The 17,315-nt window shown below is 69.6% G+C and carries 17 protein-coding genes and 1 riboswitch; of the genes, 8 read left to right on the top strand and 9 right to left on the bottom strand.

All coding sequences use genetic code 11. The features are described 5' to 3' along the window. Positions 1-42: 42 nt before the first annotated feature. The 6 genes from T333_RS22450 to T333_RS22425 all read left to right on the top strand — a co-directional run bounded on the left by T333_RS22450 (position 43) and on the right by T333_RS22425 (position 4,818). Positions 43-1,179, top strand: coding sequence for an acyl-CoA dehydrogenase family protein (locus T333_RS22450; protein WP_355002695.1), 1,137 nt, complete (start codon positions 43-45; stop codon positions 1,177-1,179). 72 nt (positions 1,180-1,251) lie between these two features. Beyond that, positions 1,252-1,794, top strand: a complete 543-nt coding sequence (locus T333_RS22445; RefSeq protein WP_355002696.1) for a DM13 domain-containing protein — start codon at positions 1,252-1,254, stop codon at positions 1,792-1,794. Between the two features lie 125 nt (positions 1,795-1,919). Further along, positions 1,920-2,045, top strand: a complete 126-nt coding sequence (locus tag T333_RS22440; RefSeq protein ID WP_357249400.1) for a hypothetical protein — start codon at positions 1,920-1,922, stop codon at positions 2,043-2,045. 121 nt (positions 2,046-2,166) lie between these two features. Continuing rightward, positions 2,167-2,712 carry an HNH endonuclease gene (locus T333_RS22435; protein ID WP_357249403.1) on the top strand — a complete coding sequence of 182 codons (546 nt, stop codon included), beginning with the start codon at positions 2,167-2,169 and terminating at the stop codon, positions 2,710-2,712. Between the two features lie 24 nt (positions 2,713-2,736). Beyond that, positions 2,737-3,009 carry a WhiB family transcriptional regulator gene (locus T333_RS22430; RefSeq protein WP_355002699.1) on the top strand — a complete coding sequence of 91 codons (273 nt, stop codon included), beginning with the start codon at positions 2,737-2,739 and terminating at the stop codon, positions 3,007-3,009. Positions 3,010-3,204: 195 nt separating this feature from the next. Further along, complete coding sequence (locus T333_RS22425; protein ID WP_357249406.1) at positions 3,205-4,818, top strand: VWA domain-containing protein; 1,614 nt, start codon at positions 3,205-3,207, stop codon at positions 4,816-4,818. A 112-nt stretch (positions 4,819-4,930) separates the two neighbouring features. Here T333_RS22425 and T333_RS22420 read toward each other — a convergent pair whose 3' ends face one another. Further along, complete coding sequence (locus T333_RS22420) at positions 4,931-5,860, bottom strand: Vgb family protein (RefSeq protein ID WP_496425715.1); 930 nt, start codon at positions 5,858-5,860, stop codon at positions 4,931-4,933. Further along, on the bottom strand, positions 5,853-7,340 hold the full coding sequence (locus T333_RS22415) for an ABC-F family ATP-binding cassette domain-containing protein (protein ID WP_496425714.1): 1,488 nt from the start codon (positions 7,338-7,340) through the stop codon (positions 5,853-5,855). The genes T333_RS22420 and T333_RS22415 overlap by 8 nt, the downstream gene beginning before the upstream one ends. A gap of 60 nt (positions 7,341-7,400) precedes the next feature. Between T333_RS22415 and T333_RS22410 the strand changes: the two genes are divergently transcribed. Beyond that, positions 7,401-7,985, top strand: a complete 585-nt coding sequence (locus T333_RS22410) for a TetR/AcrR family transcriptional regulator (RefSeq protein WP_355002703.1) — start codon at positions 7,401-7,403, stop codon at positions 7,983-7,985. A 64-nt stretch (positions 7,986-8,049) separates the two neighbouring features. Here T333_RS22410 and gcvP read toward each other — a convergent pair whose 3' ends face one another. The 7 genes from gcvP to T333_RS22375 form a co-directional block, all read right to left on the bottom strand. Next, the gene (gcvP, locus tag T333_RS22405) at positions 8,050-10,869 is read right to left on the bottom strand and encodes an aminomethyl-transferring glycine dehydrogenase (RefSeq protein ID WP_496425713.1); all 2,820 of its coding nucleotides are present in this window, start codon (positions 10,867-10,869) and stop codon (positions 8,050-8,052) included. A 182-nt stretch (positions 10,870-11,051) separates the two neighbouring features. Beyond that, positions 11,052-11,150, bottom strand: a riboswitch (glycine riboswitch). Positions 11,151-11,282: 132 nt separating this feature from the next. After that, the gene (locus tag T333_RS22400; protein ID WP_067778562.1) at positions 11,283-11,876 is read right to left on the bottom strand and encodes a MerR family transcriptional regulator; all 594 of its coding nucleotides are present in this window, start codon (positions 11,874-11,876) and stop codon (positions 11,283-11,285) included. Between the two features lie 203 nt (positions 11,877-12,079). Then, complete coding sequence (locus tag T333_RS22395) at positions 12,080-12,553, bottom strand: bifunctional nuclease family protein (RefSeq protein WP_067778565.1); 474 nt, start codon at positions 12,551-12,553, stop codon at positions 12,080-12,082. A 224-nt stretch (positions 12,554-12,777) separates the two neighbouring features. Beyond that, positions 12,778-13,581, bottom strand: coding sequence for a transcriptional regulator FtsR (ftsR, locus tag T333_RS22390; RefSeq protein WP_355002705.1), 804 nt, complete (start codon positions 13,579-13,581; stop codon positions 12,778-12,780). Positions 13,582-13,726: 145 nt separating this feature from the next. Beyond that, positions 13,727-14,212 carry an oxoglutarate dehydrogenase inhibitor Odhl gene (gene odhI, locus T333_RS22385; protein WP_067839009.1) on the bottom strand — a complete coding sequence of 162 codons (486 nt, stop codon included), beginning with the start codon at positions 14,210-14,212 and terminating at the stop codon, positions 13,727-13,729. A 164-nt stretch (positions 14,213-14,376) separates the two neighbouring features. Beyond that, entirely contained in the window at positions 14,377-14,775 is a 399-nt protein-coding gene (gene gcvH, locus T333_RS22380; protein ID WP_355002706.1) for a glycine cleavage system protein GcvH, read from the bottom strand. 42 nt (positions 14,776-14,817) lie between these two features. Continuing rightward, positions 14,818-15,402, bottom strand: a complete 585-nt coding sequence (locus T333_RS22375; RefSeq protein ID WP_355003084.1) for a CDP-alcohol phosphatidyltransferase family protein — start codon at positions 15,400-15,402, stop codon at positions 14,818-14,820. A gap of 185 nt (positions 15,403-15,587) precedes the next feature. Here T333_RS22375 and T333_RS22370 point away from each other — a divergent pair, with 185 nt between their 5' ends. Continuing rightward, a complete protein-coding gene (locus T333_RS22370) occupies positions 15,588-17,282 on the top strand; it encodes a GMC oxidoreductase (RefSeq protein WP_496425712.1) in 1,695 nt (564 codons plus the stop codon). Positions 17,283-17,315 lie beyond the last annotated feature (33 nt).

Genomic DNA, 17,315 nt, shown 5'->3' with positions numbered 1-17,315 from the left:
TCTGCACTATTCGGTTATCGCGTGGCTTCGTAGCTTCGAAACATGACCACTACCGCTATCCCCGCAATGACCACCACGGACTGGATCGAGCGCGCCCGCTCGGTCGGCGAGACACTGCGCGCCGAGGTCGCCGACCGCGACCGCAGCGGCGAGATCTCCGCACCCGCCTTCGACCTGTTGCGTGACACCGGCCTGTCGGCCGCCCTGGTACCCGCCGAGTACGGCGGGGGCGGCGCGACGCACCGCGACATGGGCGAGGTGCTGCGCGAACTCGGCCGCCACGACCCGTCCACCGCGGTGGCCTTCGCCATGCACGCGCACTTGGTCGCCACCCAAGTCTGGCGGCACAAGCACGGCGCCGACGCCACGCCGCTGTTCCAGAAGGTGGTCGGCGGTGCGCTGCTGGTCAGCACCGGCGCGTCGGACTGGGTCGGCTCCAACGGCCGCGCCGAGCGGGTCGACGGCGGCTATCTGGTGCACGCGCGCAAAGCGCCCGCCAGCGGCTGCGAGATCGGCACCGTGCTGGTCACCAGCGTCCGTTACGACGAAGGCCCGGACGGCCCGCAGGTGCTGCACTGCGCGGTGCCGCTGAGCGCGCCCGGCATCCGCATCGAAAAGACTTGGGACACTTTGGGTTTGCGCGCGACCGGTTCGCACACGGTGGTACTGGACGGCGTGTTCGTCCCCGACGCCGCCATCTCGCTGATCCGGCCCGCCGACGTCTGGCCGCCCCTGCTGAACGTGGTGATCGGCGCGGCGATGCCGCTCGTCCTCGCCGCCTACCTCGGCATCGCCGACGGCGCCGTCGACACCGCGCTGGCCGTGGTGTCCGGTCGCGGCGATCCGCACATCGTGCAGCTCGTCGGCGAGCTGGCCAACGCCCACACCACCGCGGCCGATCTGGTCGAGGCCATGTTCAGCGGCTCGGCGAACCTGGAGTTCGGCAACACCGACGCCTACGCGGCCCGCACCCTCAGCCGCAAGACGGTCGCCGCGGACGCTCTGATCGAGACCGTGCGGCTCGCCATCGAGACGGTCGGCGGCGTCGGCTACTCGCGCTCCAGCGAACTCGAGATGCGTTATCGCGACGTGCACGGCTGCTTGTTCCACCCGCTGCCGCGCGCCAAGCAGATTCTCTTCAGCGGCCATGTTCTGCTCGGACACACCCCGCTCGACTGAACCGCGTGAACGATTCCCTCGTGTTCGGTGATGATGGAACAGCGACGTGCTTCGCCCGCGGGAAGGAAAACCATGGTGTCCGTGCGCAAGATCGCTCGATCCCCGATCGCCTGGGTGCTCACAGCGCTCGTCATAGTCGGTCTCGGCGCGGCGCTCGCGCTGTTCCAGCCTTGGCGGCTCGTCACCGACACCACCGTGAACGAGGCGGTCCCGACCGCGGCGCAGCCCGGCGGGATGCCGGGGATCGATACCGGGGGGCAGCCGCGCACGCTCGCCACGGGGACATTCATTTCCCATGAACACGGCACGTCGGGCACGGTGAGCGTCCTGCGACTGGCCGACGGCAGCCGGGTGCTGCGGGTCGAAGACCTGGACACCTCCGACGGACCGGATCTGCACGTCTGGCTCACCGACGCCCCTGTGCTGGAAGGCAGGGCGGGCTGGGGCGTCTTCGACGACGGCCGCCACGTCGATCTGGGGCAGCTGAAGGGCAACAAGGGCAGCCAGAACTACGCCATTCCGGCCGATGTCGACCTCACCTCTCTCACCAGCGTCTCGATCTGGTGCGACCGGTTCAACGTGTCCTTCGGCGCGGCCGCCCTGCACGCCGCCTGAGGCGTCCCGCACCCACGAAAAAATGACCCGACAAACGCGGGTTCCCTGTGCCACCATGTGATTCCACGATGATCGCCCCAACCGACGGGGCGATCAGGCGAGTACCTGGAAGGAGGAGGTGGCCCGTGCATCCGAAGATCGCGTATTCGGCGGAAAGCAAAGCCGTACAGCGGTTCTCGATTATCGAGAACGGACAGCCCATGCGCGGCGGCGACGACGTCGCGGCGAGCCACCTCTCGGCCGACCGCTGACGCTCCGGTTCCGCGAGGAACCGCCCGATCGCTGCGCGAACTCGACAACAGAGCGCCGCGAACCAGACGGCGCCGCGCTTCGCTGAATCTTCCACTTTCTCCACGAAACATGGTGAGCCCCATGATGTTCCGACGTGCCGTCGGCCCGGCGGCGTTGACCGCCGACAACTGGATACACAGCGGCGTCCTCGTATTGAACGCCTCCTACGAGGCGCTCGACGAGGTCGCCGCCGAGCGCGCGGTCGTGCTGTTGATCAGCGGCGCCGCCGAATCCGTCGCCGACCGGGAGCCGCACTTCCCGATCCGGTCACGGAACATGGAGATCGCCCTCCCGGAGACCATTCGACTGCTGCGCTACGTCTACATCGAGCACACCGCCCGGGTGCACGACGAGAGCCGCGCCACCCTGGCGGCCGTGCTGCGGCGCGACGCGCACCGATGCGGCTACTGCGCGGGCTGGGCGCGCACCGTCGACCACATCCGTCCGCGCAGCCGCGGTGGCCCCAACACCTGGAGCAACCTGATCGCGGCGTGCGCGCCGTGCAACACGCTCAAGGCCGACCGGACGCCGGAGGAAGCGGGCATGCGGCTGCTGTGGCAGCCGAAGGCGCCCGATCCGCTGGCCAAGCGGCAACGCCAGATCTGGAAGCAGCTGGCGAGCACCTGAGAACCGAGAAAGGAGTAAGGATCCATGACCGTCCGAACATCACCGACCGGTGCCGAGCTCACGCTCGCCGACCTGCTCCCGCTCTCGGACGCCCGAGGGTGGCATCGGGCCGCGTGCCGCGGTGATCCCAATCACGAGGCCTGGTTCCCGTACCCGTCACAGGACTTCGACTACGCGCGCGGCATCTGCGCGAGCTGCCCGATCCGATCGGCCTGTGCCGAGTTCGCCGCCGACACCGGCCAGTCCGGTGTGTGGGGTGGGCACGAGTTCGACCGCGGGCGGATGATCCGCGAATAACCGGCCGCCGAGCCGCCGACGCACCACGACGTCGGCGGCTCGCGTACGTCGAGAACGCGCCCGGCGCCGCGCGCGCCGATCCGGTGGACTCGCCGGGCGGGCGAACCGGCGGTGACCATACACTGTACCGCCGTGGGCACTCATCGCAGCGGGACCAGATCTCGAGGTATCAGCAAAGGTCCGGTTATCGCAGTGGTGGCCATTCTGCTACTCGGCGCCGCGGTTTTCGCCTGGGTCCAGTTCCGCGACCGGGCTGCCGATCGCGACAGCGCGGCGGCCGCGGAGTGCGTGGAGGGACCCTCGACGCTGTTCGTCACCGTCGATCCCGACCTCGAGGCGCCGGTGCGCGCCATCGCCGACAAATACAACGCCACCGAGCCGCAGGTGCGCGATCACTGCGCGCGCGTCTCGGTGACGGCGCGACCCTCGGCCGAGGTGGCCGAGGCGTTCCGTGCGGGCGGCGCGTGGAACCCGGCGCTGGGACCGCAACCCGCACTGTGGATTCCGAGCTCCTCGCGTGCCGTCGAGATCATGCGGGTGCCGGGACTCGTTGCGGGAGAACCGAGTCCGATCGCTGGCAGCCCCATCGCGCTCGGCGTGCCCGAGCAGGTACGCGCCGCGCTGGAGGACGCGCGGATCGCGTGGGGCGATCTGCCTCGCCTGCAACAGGGTTCGCTCGGCGAGCTCGGCCTGTCCGGTTGGGGCGGGTTGCGCATGGCGCTGCCGGACGGCGACGCCACCCTGGCCGCCGCGGTCGCGGTCGGTTCGGCCGTGGCGGGCGAGGAGCCGCTGACCGACGCGGGCGCGCAGTCCGGCCAGGTGGTCGCCGCGGTCTCCGGCTTGGCGTCCGGCGCGCCGGAGGCCGCGGACACCGCAGCCGCCCTCGCCGCGATCGCCGATCCGGCCCATGCCGCGAACTCCGCCATCCACGCGGTAGCCGCTACTGAACAGCACATAGCCGGGCAGCCCGGTGTCGCAGTCTTCCGACCCGCAGGCAACCCGCCGGTGGCCGATCATCCCGCCGCGCTCATGTCGGGCCCGTGGGTCGACCAGACGCAGAACCTGATCGCCGGACTGTTCGTCGATTACCTGCGCAACCCCGAACAGGCACCGTTCTTCACCAGCGCGGGCTTCACCGCGGTGCCCCCGCCCACCGGTCCCGGCGCGTCGCGCGCCGCGCTGGACAAGCTGCGGTCCACCCTCGCGCATCCGGTGCTCGGCGTGCATTCCACGGTGTTGCTCGACGTGTCGGCATCCATGTCGACCGCCGAGGGCGCGAGCACTCGACTGGCGAATACGCTCGGCGCGCTGCGATCGACCATGAACGTCATGCCGCCGGACTTCGGCCTCGGCGTCTGGACCTTCGGCAAGAGCCTCGACGGCGTCAACCCGTACCGAGTGCAGGCCCGCACCGCCGCCCTCGCCGACGGCCAGCGCACCGCGATCGACACCGCGCTGAGCGCCGTGCGCGCCACCGAGACCCGGACCGACCAGGCCTATCCGGCTCTGCTCGCCGCGTACCGCAGCGCCGTCAACGGCTACGCCGAGGGACGGACGAACTCGGTGCTGCTCATCACCGACGGACCCGACGACGACTCCTCGGTGACCGGCGCGCAGCTGCTCGCCGATCTCGCGGCGGCCGCCGACCCGGATCGCCCGGTGCGCGTCGACGTCGTCGTGATCGGCGGCAACGGCACCGACACGCTCCAGACCGCGGCCCAGCGCACCGGCGGCACCTACACCCGGCTGGCCACCTCGAACGACCTCAGCTTCGGCAGCGCGGTCGTCCAGGCGCTCACCACGCCGTAGGAGCGGCGGCACCTGCACCCGGCTCGCCACCTCGAACGACCTGAGTTTCGGCAGCGCGGTCGTCCAGGCGCCCACCACTTCGTAACGCCGGGCACCGCGGTCGATCGGGCGCTCAGCGCTCTGTAGGTGTGCCGGAGCGCGGTTCCGTCGTCGACTCGCCCCCTCGTGCGCGAAGCCGGGCGGCCTGTTCGCGGCCGTCCGGTTCGACACCTACGAGCGCGCCCGACTCCATGGCAACCCAGATCAGGCCGTCCGTGCCGACCGCCAAACCGTGTGGTTCCCCACCGGGAAGGTCGAGCTCGCCGATCTCCCCAGCGGTGGTGACCCAGCCGAGCCGGGAGCTCCCCCACTGCGTAAACCACAGCGCCCCACCGGGTCCCGCGATGATCGCGTGCGGACGCGCGGCGCGATCGAGCAGCGGGAACTCCTCGATCGCCCCGTCGACGGTGATTCGGCCGATCTGTCCCGCGCCGATCTCGACGAACCACAGCGCGCCGTCGGGGGCCGCTGCGATCCCGACCGGGTTCGCTTGCTCGGTCGGCAGCGGATACGTGGTGATCGCGCCGTCCGTGGTAGCGCGGCCGATGGCGTTGGCCTGGTTCAGGGTGAACCAGAGCGCGCCGTCAGGACCCGGCGTGATCATCGAGGGCATCCCCTCGACCGGGTAGCGGGTGATCGTCCCGTCGTCGGACAGTCGCCCGATGTGCCCGGACTGGAGTTCGGTGCACCAGAGCGCGCCGTCCGGTCCGAGGCACAGACCGTACGGTGCGTCCGCGGCGACGAAGGACAGCACGCCGTCCGCGCCGATCCGGCCGATCCGGTTGCCGCGAAACTCCGTGAACCAGACCGCGTCGTCGGGCCCCGAGACGATCACCGTCGGCTGCCCGTCGGCCGGGTCGAGGGCGAAGGTCTCGATGCTCTCCCCCGCCCACCGGCCGACCGCACCCTGGGCGGCCATCGTGAACCAGAGCGCGCCCGCCTTGTCGACGGTGACGCCGTACGGCGCACCCGGCGCCTCGATTGTCGTGCGGACCTCAGGCAAATTCGTGCACGTCCTTTCGTTCTCCACGGAACCGGCGGCGCAGCGCCCGGTCGTGGCTGACCACGACCACCGCGCCCGGATACGCACCGAGCGCCTGCTCCAGATCCTCCACCAGCGCGAGGGACAGGTGGTTGGTCGGCTCGTCGAGCAGCAGCAGATCGTGCTCGCCTGCCAGCACCCTGGCCAGCGCCAGCCTGCGGCGCTGCCCTTCGGACAACGCTCCGACAGGCACGTCGAGCGCGCTCCGATGGAACAGCCCGGTCGACACCAGCGCGTCCCTGCCGTGGCCGTAGGCCTGGGCGACGGTCTGCGCCGAATCGAACGCGACCTCCTGGCGCAGGTAGCCGACCCGGCCCGGGGTGCGGGCGTAGATCGCGTCCAGCAGAGTCGACTTGCCGGAGCCGTTGGGGCCGTCGATCAGCAGCCGGTCGCGCGGGCCAAGGGTGAGTTCGCCGATCTCGAACGACTTCGCCTGTGCCGCACCGAATCTGCCGCGAAATCGCAGCGGCTTCGGTGGCGGCGGCACGGGGTCGTCGGTCAACCTGCGCAACCGCTCGGCCGTCTGCCGCACGCGCGAGGAGATGGAACTCTGCACCCGGCCCGCGTTGCGGTCGTAGGCCATCTTGTTGTTGTCCTTCATCACCCGGCCCACCGCGACCCGGTGCGCGGTGGTCGCCGAGAACTCCTCGAGCCGCCGGATCTCCTCCCGCCACTGCGCGTAGGCCTGCTCCCAGCGCTGCCGTGCCGCGGCCTTCTCGGCGAGGAAGCCGGTGTAGCCGCCGCCGAATCGGGTGACGCCGCCGTGGTCGACCTCGATGATCGCGGTCATTATGCGGTCCAGGAAGACCCGGTCGTGCGAGACCACCACGACGGTGCCGCGATGGCCGCGCAGGCGGTCCTCCAACCAGGTCAGTGCCGCTTCGTCGAGGTGGTTGGTCGGCTCGTCGAGCAGCAGGATCTCGGGGGACGCCGCCAGCAGGCAGGCCAGACCGAGCCGCGCCTGCTCGCCGCCGGACAGACTCGCCACCGCGCGGTCGCGCCCGATGCCCGCGAGCCCGAGGCCGTGCATCGCCTTGTCGACCCTGGCGTCGGCGTCGTAACCGTCCCTGGCCTCGAAGGCGGTGAGCAGCTCGCCGTAGGCGTCCATGTCCTGCGCGGCGGCGGCTTCCAGCATTCGCCGTTCGAGGTCGCGCAGTTCGGCCAGGGCCAGATCGATGGCGTCGGCGACGGTCTCGCCGACCAGAGTTTGGCCGAGATAGCCGATGCCGCCCGGCGCGTCGACGGTCACGGCGCCGTCGTCGGCGCGCTCGGCTCCGATCATGAGGCGCAGCAATGTCGACTTGCCCGAACCGTTCTCCCCGACGATGCCGACTCGTTCGCCGGGCCGGATCGTGAGCGTGACGCCGTCGAGCACGCGGCGGTCGCCGTAGGACTTCGCGACACCCCGGAGGGTCAGCTGGGTGGTCAGATGGAACTCCAATCGCTACTTGTGTAGCTTTAAGCTAACAGCTAGTCCGCTTTAACGCAACAGGAGTTGTCTTTGGAGACGCAGAAACGTCCCGGCGGCCGCAGCGCGCGGGTCCGCGACGCGGTGCGCGCGGCCACCCTCGCGGAGCTCGCCGAGCACGGCTACCAGGGGCTTTCGGTGGACGCGGTGGCCCAGCGTTCCGGGGTGCACAAGACCACGGTCTATCGCCGCTGGCGCAGCCCGGAAGGACTGATCGCCGACGCGCTCGACCTGGCCGCCGCCGAACCGTGGCCGATTCCGGACACCGGCACGCTCGCCGAGGACCTGCGCGCGCTGACCGAACTGGTGCGAACCGGCTTCGCCGACCCGGAAGCGGGTCCGGTCGCGAGCGCGTTCATCGCCGCGGCCATGCAGAATTCCGCCGCCGCGACCGCGCTGCACGACTTCTACCAGGCGCGCCACCGGCAGTCGGCCGAACTCGTGCGGCGCGCAGTCGACCGCGGCGACCTCCCGTCCACCGTCGACGCGGAGCAGATCGTCCGCTTCGCTGTCGCGCCGATCTTCTACCGGCTGTTCATCTCCCGCGAACCGGTGACCGCCGAGGACGCGCGCGTGGCGGCCGACGCGGCCCTCGCCGCGGCACGTGCTCTGAGCTGAGTCCGAACACACGAAAGCCGCCGCGCCGAGGTGCTGTCCTCGGCGCGGCGGCTCGCGTCGCGTGTCAGTCGGTGTAGGCGTCCAGCGGCGGGCAGGAGCACACCAGGTTACGGTCGCCGTACGCGCCGTCGATGCGCCGCACCGGCGGCCACACCTTGGCCCTCGCGTGTGCGAGACCCCTTGGGTAAACGGCGATTTCGCGGCTGTAGGGGTGTTCCCAGTCGCCGACCAGGCTGGCCGCCGTGTGCGGCGCGCCGCGCAGCGGGTTGTCCTGCACCGGCCAGACGCCCGCGCCGACCTGATCGATCTCGGCGCGGATGGCGATCATCGCCTCGATGAAATCATCGAGCTCGGCGAGGTTTTCGCTCTCGGTCGGCTCCACCATCAGCGTTCCCGCGACCGGGAAGCTCATGGTCGGCGCGTGGAAACCGTAGTCCGCCAGGCGCTTCGCCACATCGTCGACGGTGACGCCGGTGCGTTTGGTGATCTCGCGCAGGTCGAGGATGCACTCGTGCGCGACCATGCCGTTCTCGCCGGTGTAGAGGACGGGGAAGTGCTCGTTCAGCCTACGCGCCACGTAGTTGGCCGAGGCGATGGCCGAGAGGGTGGCGCGACGCAGGCCCTCGGCGCCCATCATCCGGATGTAGGCCCAGGTGATCGGCAGGATCGAGGCGGAACCGTACATGGCCGCCGACACCGCGTGCGAACCGCGCTCGAGCGGGTCGCCGGGCAGGTACTTCGCCAGGTGCTCGCGCACCGCCACCGGCCCGACGCCCGGACCGCCGCCGCCGTGCGGGATGCAGAAGGTCTTGTGCAGGTTCAGGTGGCTGACGTCGCCGCCGAACTTGCCGGGACGGGCGAGGCCGACGAGCGCGTTGAGGTTCGCGCCGTCCACGTACACCTGGCCGCCCGCGTCGTGGACCAGCGCGCACAGCTCGGCCACCTCGTGCTCGTACACGCCGTGCGTGGACGGGTAGGTGATCATGATGCAGGCCAGCCGGTCGGCGTGGTCGGCGATCTTCGCGCGCAGGTCGTCCAGGTCGACGTCACCGTTGTCGCGGCACTTGACCACCTCGACGCGCATGCCGACCATGGCCGCGGACGCGGCGTTGGTGCCGTGCGCGCTGGACGGGATCAGGCAGGTGTCGCGGTGCGTGTCGCCGCGGTCCAGGTGGTAGCGGCGGATGGCGAGCAGCCCGGCGTACTCACCCTGGCTGCCCGCGTTCGGCTGCAGGCTCACCGAGTCGTAGCCGGTGATCTCGCAGAGCCAGTTCTCCAGATCGGCGACGACCTTCAGCAGACCGGGCGCGTCCTCGACCGGCGCGTACGGGTGCACCCTGGCGAAACCGGGCCAGGTGATGGGCTCCATCTCGGCGGTCGCGTTGAGCTTCATGGTGCACGAGCCGAGCGGAATCATGCTGCGGTCCAACGCGATGTCCTTGTCGGACAGCCGCCGCAGGTAGCGCAGCATCGCGGTCTCGGTGTGGTAGCTGGTGAACGCCGGATGGGTCAGGAACTCGGTGGTGCGCGTCTCGACGGAGGCGGCGGGCGCGGCCGCGGCGTCGTCCAGCGACCGTGCGGTGCCGAAGGATTCGAGCACGGCGGCGACGTGCGCCGAGGTGGTCGCCTCGTCGCAGGCGATGGCGACGTGGTCGGCGTCGACGAGGCGCAAGTTGATACCACGCGACTTCGCCTTGGCCACAACGGCTTCCGCGCCACCGGGGACGTGCGCGAGCACGGTGTCGAAGAAGGTGGCGTGCACGACGGCGCCGTCCAGGCCCGCCGCGATGGCCGCCGCGTGGCCGTGCACTCGCCGCGCGATCGCCCGCAGTCCGTCCGCGCCGTGGTAGCTCGCGTACATCGCGGCCACGATGGCCAGCAGCACCTGGGCGGTGCAGATGTTCGAGGTCGCCTTCTCGCGACGGATGTGCTGCTCGCGGGTCTGCAGAGCCAGCCGGTAGGCGAGATCGCCGTCCGCGTCCACCGAGACGCCGACCAGCCTGCCCGGCAACTGCCGCGCGAACTGCCCGCGCACCGCCAGATACCCGGCGTGCGGACCGCCGAAGCCGAGCGGAACGCCGAAGCGCTGGGTGGTGCCGAAACAGGCGTCGGCGCCCTGCTCGCCCGGCGGGGTGATCAGCGTCATCGCGAGCAGGTCCGCGCCCACCGCGACCAGCGCGCCGCGCTCGTGCGCCGCCGCGATCACGGCCGTCCAGTCGACTATCCGGCCGGAGGCGCCCGGCGCCTGCAACAGCACGCCGAAGAAGTCGCCCTCGGGCAGCTCGCCGGTCGACAGATCCGCCTCGACGATCTCGATGCCCAGCGGCTCGGCCCTGGTCTCCAGCACGGTGCGGGTCTGCGGGAACAGGTCCGCGTCGACGAGCAGCCGCGCCGACTTCGACCGGCCCGCCCTGCGCAGCAGCGTCATGGCCTCGGCCGCCGCGGTCGCCTCGTCCAACATGGACGCGTTGGCGACTTCCATGCCGGTCAGATCCGAGACCATGGTCTGGAAGTTGAGCAGCGCTTCGAGGCGGCCCTGGCTGATCTCCGGCTGGTAGGGCGTGTACGCGGTGTACCAGGCCGGATTCTCCAGCAGGTTGCGCACCAGCACCGGCGGGGTGAGGGTGTCGTAGTAGCCGAGGCCGATCATCGAGGCGGCCACGGTGTTGGCGTGCGCGAGCGCGGCCAGCTCGGTGAGCACCTCGTGCTCGGTGGCGGCGGGCGGCAGCGCGGCGAGCGCCCCGGCCGCGGAGTCGTCGAGGATGCTGGCGGGCAGCGCGGCGGTCGCCAGGTCGTCCAGCGATCCGACGCCGACGACGGGCAGGATCCGGGCTAGTTCGTCCCGGTCGGGTCCGATATGACGGTCGGCGAATGATCGAGTCACGGCAGCAGCTCCATGGTCGGGCGGGTCGATGCCGTGTCGAGGGACGCGGTGTCGACGGGTACCAGCCCTCCCCCTCTGTCGTGGTGCCTGAGAGATTCGGGCGACCCGGCCGGAGCCGGTCCCCTTTCCCCATGGGCGGGCGGCCCTGCGCACAGCGCAGACCACCGCTTTCCAGAGGCGCCGAAGCCCGTACGGTCCCTGTTGCCTGAGAGATTGACGGGGAGGTGCTGCTCCTTCGGCGCCCGGTCTGCTCGAGACCGGGACTCTCCCGCACGGCGGCGACGCACCGTCAGTTTATGTCGCCGCCCCGCGAAACAACGTCTCCGCCCCGGTGTCGCCCTCGTCACTCCGCGCGAGCACGCCGAAAAAGGCCACCGTCCCTCGTGGGAGACGGTGGCCTCGATTCGCCGATATCAGCCGGTCGCTCTGTTCATCCGCGCCTTGCGCCGGAACGCCAGCTCGTCCTCCGGACGCTCGGTCGCGCTGCTGGCGCGCTCGGCGGGGAAGTTGGCGATGGCGCCGGTCAGCTCGCGCATGGCGCCGCTGACCGCGATACCGAAGACGCCCTGCCCACCCTGCAGTAAATCGACTACCTCCTCGGGCGAGGTGCACTCGTACACCGAGGTGCCGTCGGAGAACAGGGTGATGCCCGCCAGATCCTGGACGCCCCTGCTGCGCAGATGATCCACGGCGATGCGGATGTTCTGCAGCGAGATCCCCGCGTCCAGCAGCCGCTTCACGATCTTGAGGACCAGGATGTCCTTGAACGAGTACAGCCGCTGACTTCCCGAACCCGCCGCGCTGCGAATGGAGGGGACCACGAGCCCGGTCCGCGCCCAGTAGTCGAGCTGCCGGTAGGTGATTCCAGCGACCTGGCACGCGCTCGGCACACGGTAACCGACTAGTTCATCGGGTACGGAGTCATCCGGGAACAGGCCGGGCTGAACCTCTGAGCCCTCGGTCGGACGAACATCCGGCCGCCGCACATCCTGCGATTGCTCTGCCACTGACCACTCCCTTGCTCCGCAGACGCCTAGCCTCATCGATGGCCCGGCTCCGGTGATGACCAACAACCCGTCATTCCGGACGTGGCCCAACTATCGAGATTACTCCCGTTGATTCTCTCGGGAGCGACATCGTCGGACCAAACGCGACGCGCGGTAAAAGTCTTCAGCTGTAGTTGAGGTCTAGAAGATTTTCGCGAAACCCTTCAGCTGTCGGTGGCTTTGAAGTCGTCCGGCGACACCGACTCGAGGAACTCCTTGAACTTCTCCACCTCGTCCTCGCGCTCGTCGGGCATCACCAGCCCGGCCTCCTCGAGCACCGACTCCTCGGCGTGGATCGGGCAACCGACCCGCAAGGCGATGGCGACCGAGTCCGACGGACGGGCCGAGATGCGTAGCTCGTTGTCGAAGACGAGATCCGCGTAGAAGGTGCCCTCCTGCAGATCCACGATCCGGACTTCCTTGAGGGTGTGCCCGAGCTCGGTGATCAAGATCTTGATCAGATCGTGGGTCAGCGGGCGGATGGGAGTCACCCCCTCCTGCTCCAGCACGATGGCGGTCGCCTCGGCCTGGCCGATCCAGATCGGCAGGTACCGATCCCCCGACACCTCGCGCAGCAGCAACACGGGCTGGTTCTGCGGCTGCTCGACGCGGATGCCGATCACGCGCATTTCACTCATGCCTGCGCCTCGCTAACGCTCGGCTCCGGCATGCGCGAAGCACGCTGACACATGATTCGCTCGCTGCGCTCGCTCATAGCACTGCCTCCCATATTCGCCGGCCGCCCGACCTGACCGCTGCAGAGCTCGCCGTACCACGAGTCTAGGCGAACCGACAGCGGTGCTGCGATCGGTGTGCACAGCCGAAATCGGCGTGTTGCCGGGGTGGAACACAGGCGCGGAGGTCAGCTTCCGAGAGAGTTGCGTACCGAGGCTTTCACCAGGCAGGTGTGCAGCGTCAACGACAGTGCCGCGAGTTCGCGCACGGTTTCCTCGGCCCTTGCTCGCGCGCCCGCGTCGCGGCTCTTCGCGATCGGCGCGGCGATCTGGGCGAGCAGCGCCGCCTCCCGGTCCGCGGCCAGTTTGAAGGCGCGCAGATGCCGTGCTTCCAGACCGAATTCGGCCATGGCGCGGGCGGTTCTGGCCAACGTCACCGCCTCGCCGTCGAAGAATCCCGCGGCGCCCGGTGCGATCAGGTTGGCCCGGATCAGATCGTTGAGGAATCTCTCGTCGATCTCGGCCTGCTCCAGCAGATCGGCTCGGGTGAGCCGGATTTCGTGATCGAAGCGCAACTCGTCGGGCGAGACCTCGCCGGGCACCACGCCCAATCGGCGCGGCGCGGCCACCCGCGCGGCACGGCCGCCCTGCGCACCGACAGGGCCGGAATCGGCGGCCGCGACCGGCCCCGACTCCGCACCTCCCGGACGACCGGAGTGCGCTCGGGCGCGGGCTTCCCGCACACCGAGCGTGGCCGCCCCGCTGTCGATCGCTTCGAGTTGCTCCTTGATCACCTTCAGCGGCAGGTACTGATCGCGCTGGGCGGTCAGCACGAACCTGAGCCGTTCGCAGTCCGCGACCGAGAACCTGCGATAGCCGGACGGCGTACGCTCCGGCCGGATCAGGCCCTCGGCTTCGAGGAACCTGATCTTCGAGATGGTGATATCGGGGAAGTCGGGTCGCAGCAGGTCGAGAACGGAGCCGATCGACATCCCTCCGCGCGCCCACTGCGCCGCGCCCGTCACAGCGCCGTGCCTTTCACACACATCGGCGCCCGCGGCGCGAGCGAAGGGCCCGGAGGCGGCAGCGGAGCGTGACCACGCAGGGACCCGCGAACACCGCCATCCGAACCAGTGCTCATAGACTGCCCGCACCCGCCGACGGCTCGTTCACGGAGGCGCGCGGTCCGGTGAGGAACACGAGCCGGAACTTGCCGATCTGGACCTCGTCGCCGTTCTGCAGCTCCGAGGAGTCCACCGGTTCCCGGTTCACGTAGGTGCCGTTCAGGCTGCCCACATCCACCACCTGGAAGGTGTCGTCGTCCTGCCGGAACTCGGCGTGCCGACGGCTGACGGTGACGTCGTCGAGAAAGATGTCACTGTCGGGGTGACGACCCGCCGAAGTGGTCGGCTGATCCAGGAGGAACCGCGATCCCGCGTTCGGCCCGCGCTTGACGACCAGGAGGGCCGCGCCGACCGGCAGACCCTCGACCCCTTGGACCGGCTGTTCGCCGGTCTGCTCACCGGAGCGCGACGCGTCGACCTCGTTCAGGAAATCCGCGCGGAAGACCGACGTCGTCTCGGCCGCGGTCTCCTGGTAACCCGGGTCTTTGTTCTCGCTCACCGTTTCTCTCCTCCTCGAACCTGATTATCCATGCAAGCAGGTGATGCTTCGCCGACACGACCGGTCGTGTCGCTAGAACACCGGCATCGGATGCCGGCACATCTGTTGGCTTTGACCGTACCCTGCCGGGGCGTGCCCGTGCAGGTAGAACTGGGAAGGCCGCGTCAGGCCCCGATAACTCCTTGATAACCTGCCGCATCCAGCAGTTCACCCAGCGTGACATCGAGCCCGTCGGCGTCCGCCGCCTCCAGCTCGAACAACCACCCCGCACCGTACGGATCGGTGTTCAGCAGCTCCGGCTCGCTCGCGAGTTCACCATTCACCGCAACGACTTTCGCGTCCAGCGGCGCGTAGATGTCCGAGACGCTCTTGGTCGATTCGACCTCGGCGATGCTCTCGCCCGCGTTCGCCTCCCGGTCCGCGTCGGGCAGCTGCACGAACACGACGTCACCGAGCTGCGACTGCGCGTAGTCGGTGATGCCGACCCGCACCCGATTCGGGGCGACCCGGCGCACCCACTCGTGCTCTTCGGTGTACCGCAGATCCTCCGGGGTTAGGGGCACTGGGCGTCCTTTCGTAGTGAACGTTGCACGCAACCTTATCCGCTATGGGTGACGGTGCCCCACAGCCGGTATCGCTCGCGCCACCGCAATGGCCTTGCCCGCGTAGAGCACGCCGGTCCACAGATACACCGCCGTGCCCCAGACCAGGAAGGCCCCGCCGAAGGCCCGGCCGAAACCGTCCAGCGCCCAATCCATCTGTCCGGCAAGCAACCAGGGCAGCGCGGACATGAGCGCGAAGGTGGCCGCCTTGCCCAGATAGATGACCTCGGGCGGATCCAGATCGCGTCGTTTGTACACCGAGAGGGTCAGGGTCAGCAACAGGTCGCGCCCGACGAGCAGCAGCGCGACCCACCACGGCAGCAGACCGCGGATCACGAAGGCCAGCAAGGTGGTCACCAGGAAGAGCCGGTCGACGAACGGGTCGAGCAGCGCGCCGAGGCGCGAGCCCTGATCGAGCAGCCTGGCCAGCTTGCCGTCCAGGAAATCGGTGACGCCGCTGGCGACGAGCAGCGCGAAGGCCCAGCCGTCGGCTCGTTCGACGAGCAGCAGCCACAGGAACAGCGGGACGCCGATCAACCGCAGCACGCTCAGCACGTTCGGGACGGTGAGGATGCGGTCGTCGAACACCCCGCCGCCGGTGTCGGCGCGCTCGCCGGGTTCGGTGGTCCCCGATTCCGTTGTCACACGCCAGTGCTTACCGCACGAACCCCGCGGACCGCCATCCGGGCTCGCCGTGGAATTACGCCACAACACCCACCGTGAAAGAATGAGTATGAAAATATCTCATCATCGATAGGTGAGGAGAGGATGTCATGCCCGCATTCGACCACGACGTGGTAGTGATCGGTTCCGGGTTCGGCGGCAGCGTGAGCGCCCTGCGGCTGACCGAGAAGGGGTACCGGGTGGGCGTGCTGGAGGCCGGGCGGCGGTGGACGGCCGACGACCTGCCGAGCACGAATTGGAACGTGCGTAAATCACTTTGGGCCCCGCGCCTCGGCCTCACCGGACCGCAGCGGATCAGCATCCTCGGCAAGTGCGCGGTGTTCTCCGGCGCCGGCGTCGGCGGCGGCTCGCTCATCTACGGCAACACCCTCTACGAGCCGCTGCCGAACTTCTACACCGACCGGCAGTGGGCGCACATCACCGACTGGAAGTCCGAGCTGGCGCCCTACTACGACCAGGCCAAGCGCATGCTCGGCGTGGCAGCCAATCCGCGCATGACGCCCGCCGACGAGGTGATCAGGGACATCGCCGACGATCTCGGCGTCGGCGACACCTTCCACGCCACGAACGTCGGCGTCTTCTTCAACGAATCCGATCCGGGCGCCGAGGTCGACGACCCCTACTTCGGCGGGGCGGGCCCGCGCCGCCGCGGCTGCGTGCACTGCGCGCGCTGCTTCACCGGCTGCCCGCACAACGCCAAGAACACCACCACGACCAACTACCTCTACCTGGCCGAACAGGCGGGCGCCGAGGTCCATCCGCTGACCACCGCGACCGCGGTGCGCCCGCTGCCCGGCGGCGGCTACGCCGTGCGGACCGAGCGCTCTGATCGCTGGATTCGCAAGCAGCGCAAGACCTTCACCGCCGAGCAGGTGGTGTTCGCCGGCGCCGCGCTCGGCACCCAGAAGCTGCTGCACCGGATGCGCGACGAGAAGATCCTGCCCGGCCTCTCGCCGCGGCTCGGTGAACTGACCCGCAGCAACTCCGAAGCAATCCTCAATGTGGTGAGCCGCTCGCGCCGCGACTTCGCCGAGGGCATCGCGATCACCTCCTCCATCCACCCGGAGGCCGACACCCACATCGAGGTCTGTCACTACGGCAAGGGCCAGAACGCGCTGTTCCCCATGTCGGTGCCGATCGTGGACGGCGGCGCGTTCCGCTTCCTGCGTTTCCTGTTGGCGATCCTGGTGCACCCGTTGGTGTTTCTGCGCAGCCTGAACGCCAGGCACGCCTCGGAGAAGTCGGTGATCCTGCTGGTGATGCAGTCGCTGGACAACTCGCTGACCTCGTTCCGCAAGCGCGGGCAGCTCAAGACCAGGCAGGGCACGGGCGAGCCGAACCCGACCTGGATACCGCTCGCGCACGAGGTCGGCCGCCGCTTCGCGGACAAGGTGGACGGCGACACCCACGGCCTGATCATGGACGTCTTCGACATCCCGGCCACCGCGCACTACATCGGCGGCTGCGTCATCGGCGAGAGCGCGGAGACCGGCGTGGTCGACCCGTACCAGCGGGTGTTCGGGCATCCGGGCCTGCACGTCGCGGACGGGTCGGCGGTCACCGCGAATCTCGGCGTGAACCCCTCGCTGACCATCACCGCCCAGGCCGAACGGGCCATGGCCTTCTGGCCCAACAAGGGGCAGGCCGATCCGCGCCCCGCGCTCGGCGAGCCCTACCGCCGCATCGATCCGGTCGCGCCGGTCCGGCCCGCCGTCCCCGCCGCCGCGCCCGGCGCCCTGCGCTTGCCGATCACGCCGGTCGATCCCCCGGTCCCCGCGAGCTGAGGACGATACGCCGGAATCGGCGGCGGCAGGATA

Source organism: Nocardia sp. CNS-044 (assembly GCF_059570515.1).
The sequence above is the reverse complement of the archived record's forward strand: the minus strand, read 5'-3'. Positions and strand labels throughout refer to the sequence as shown.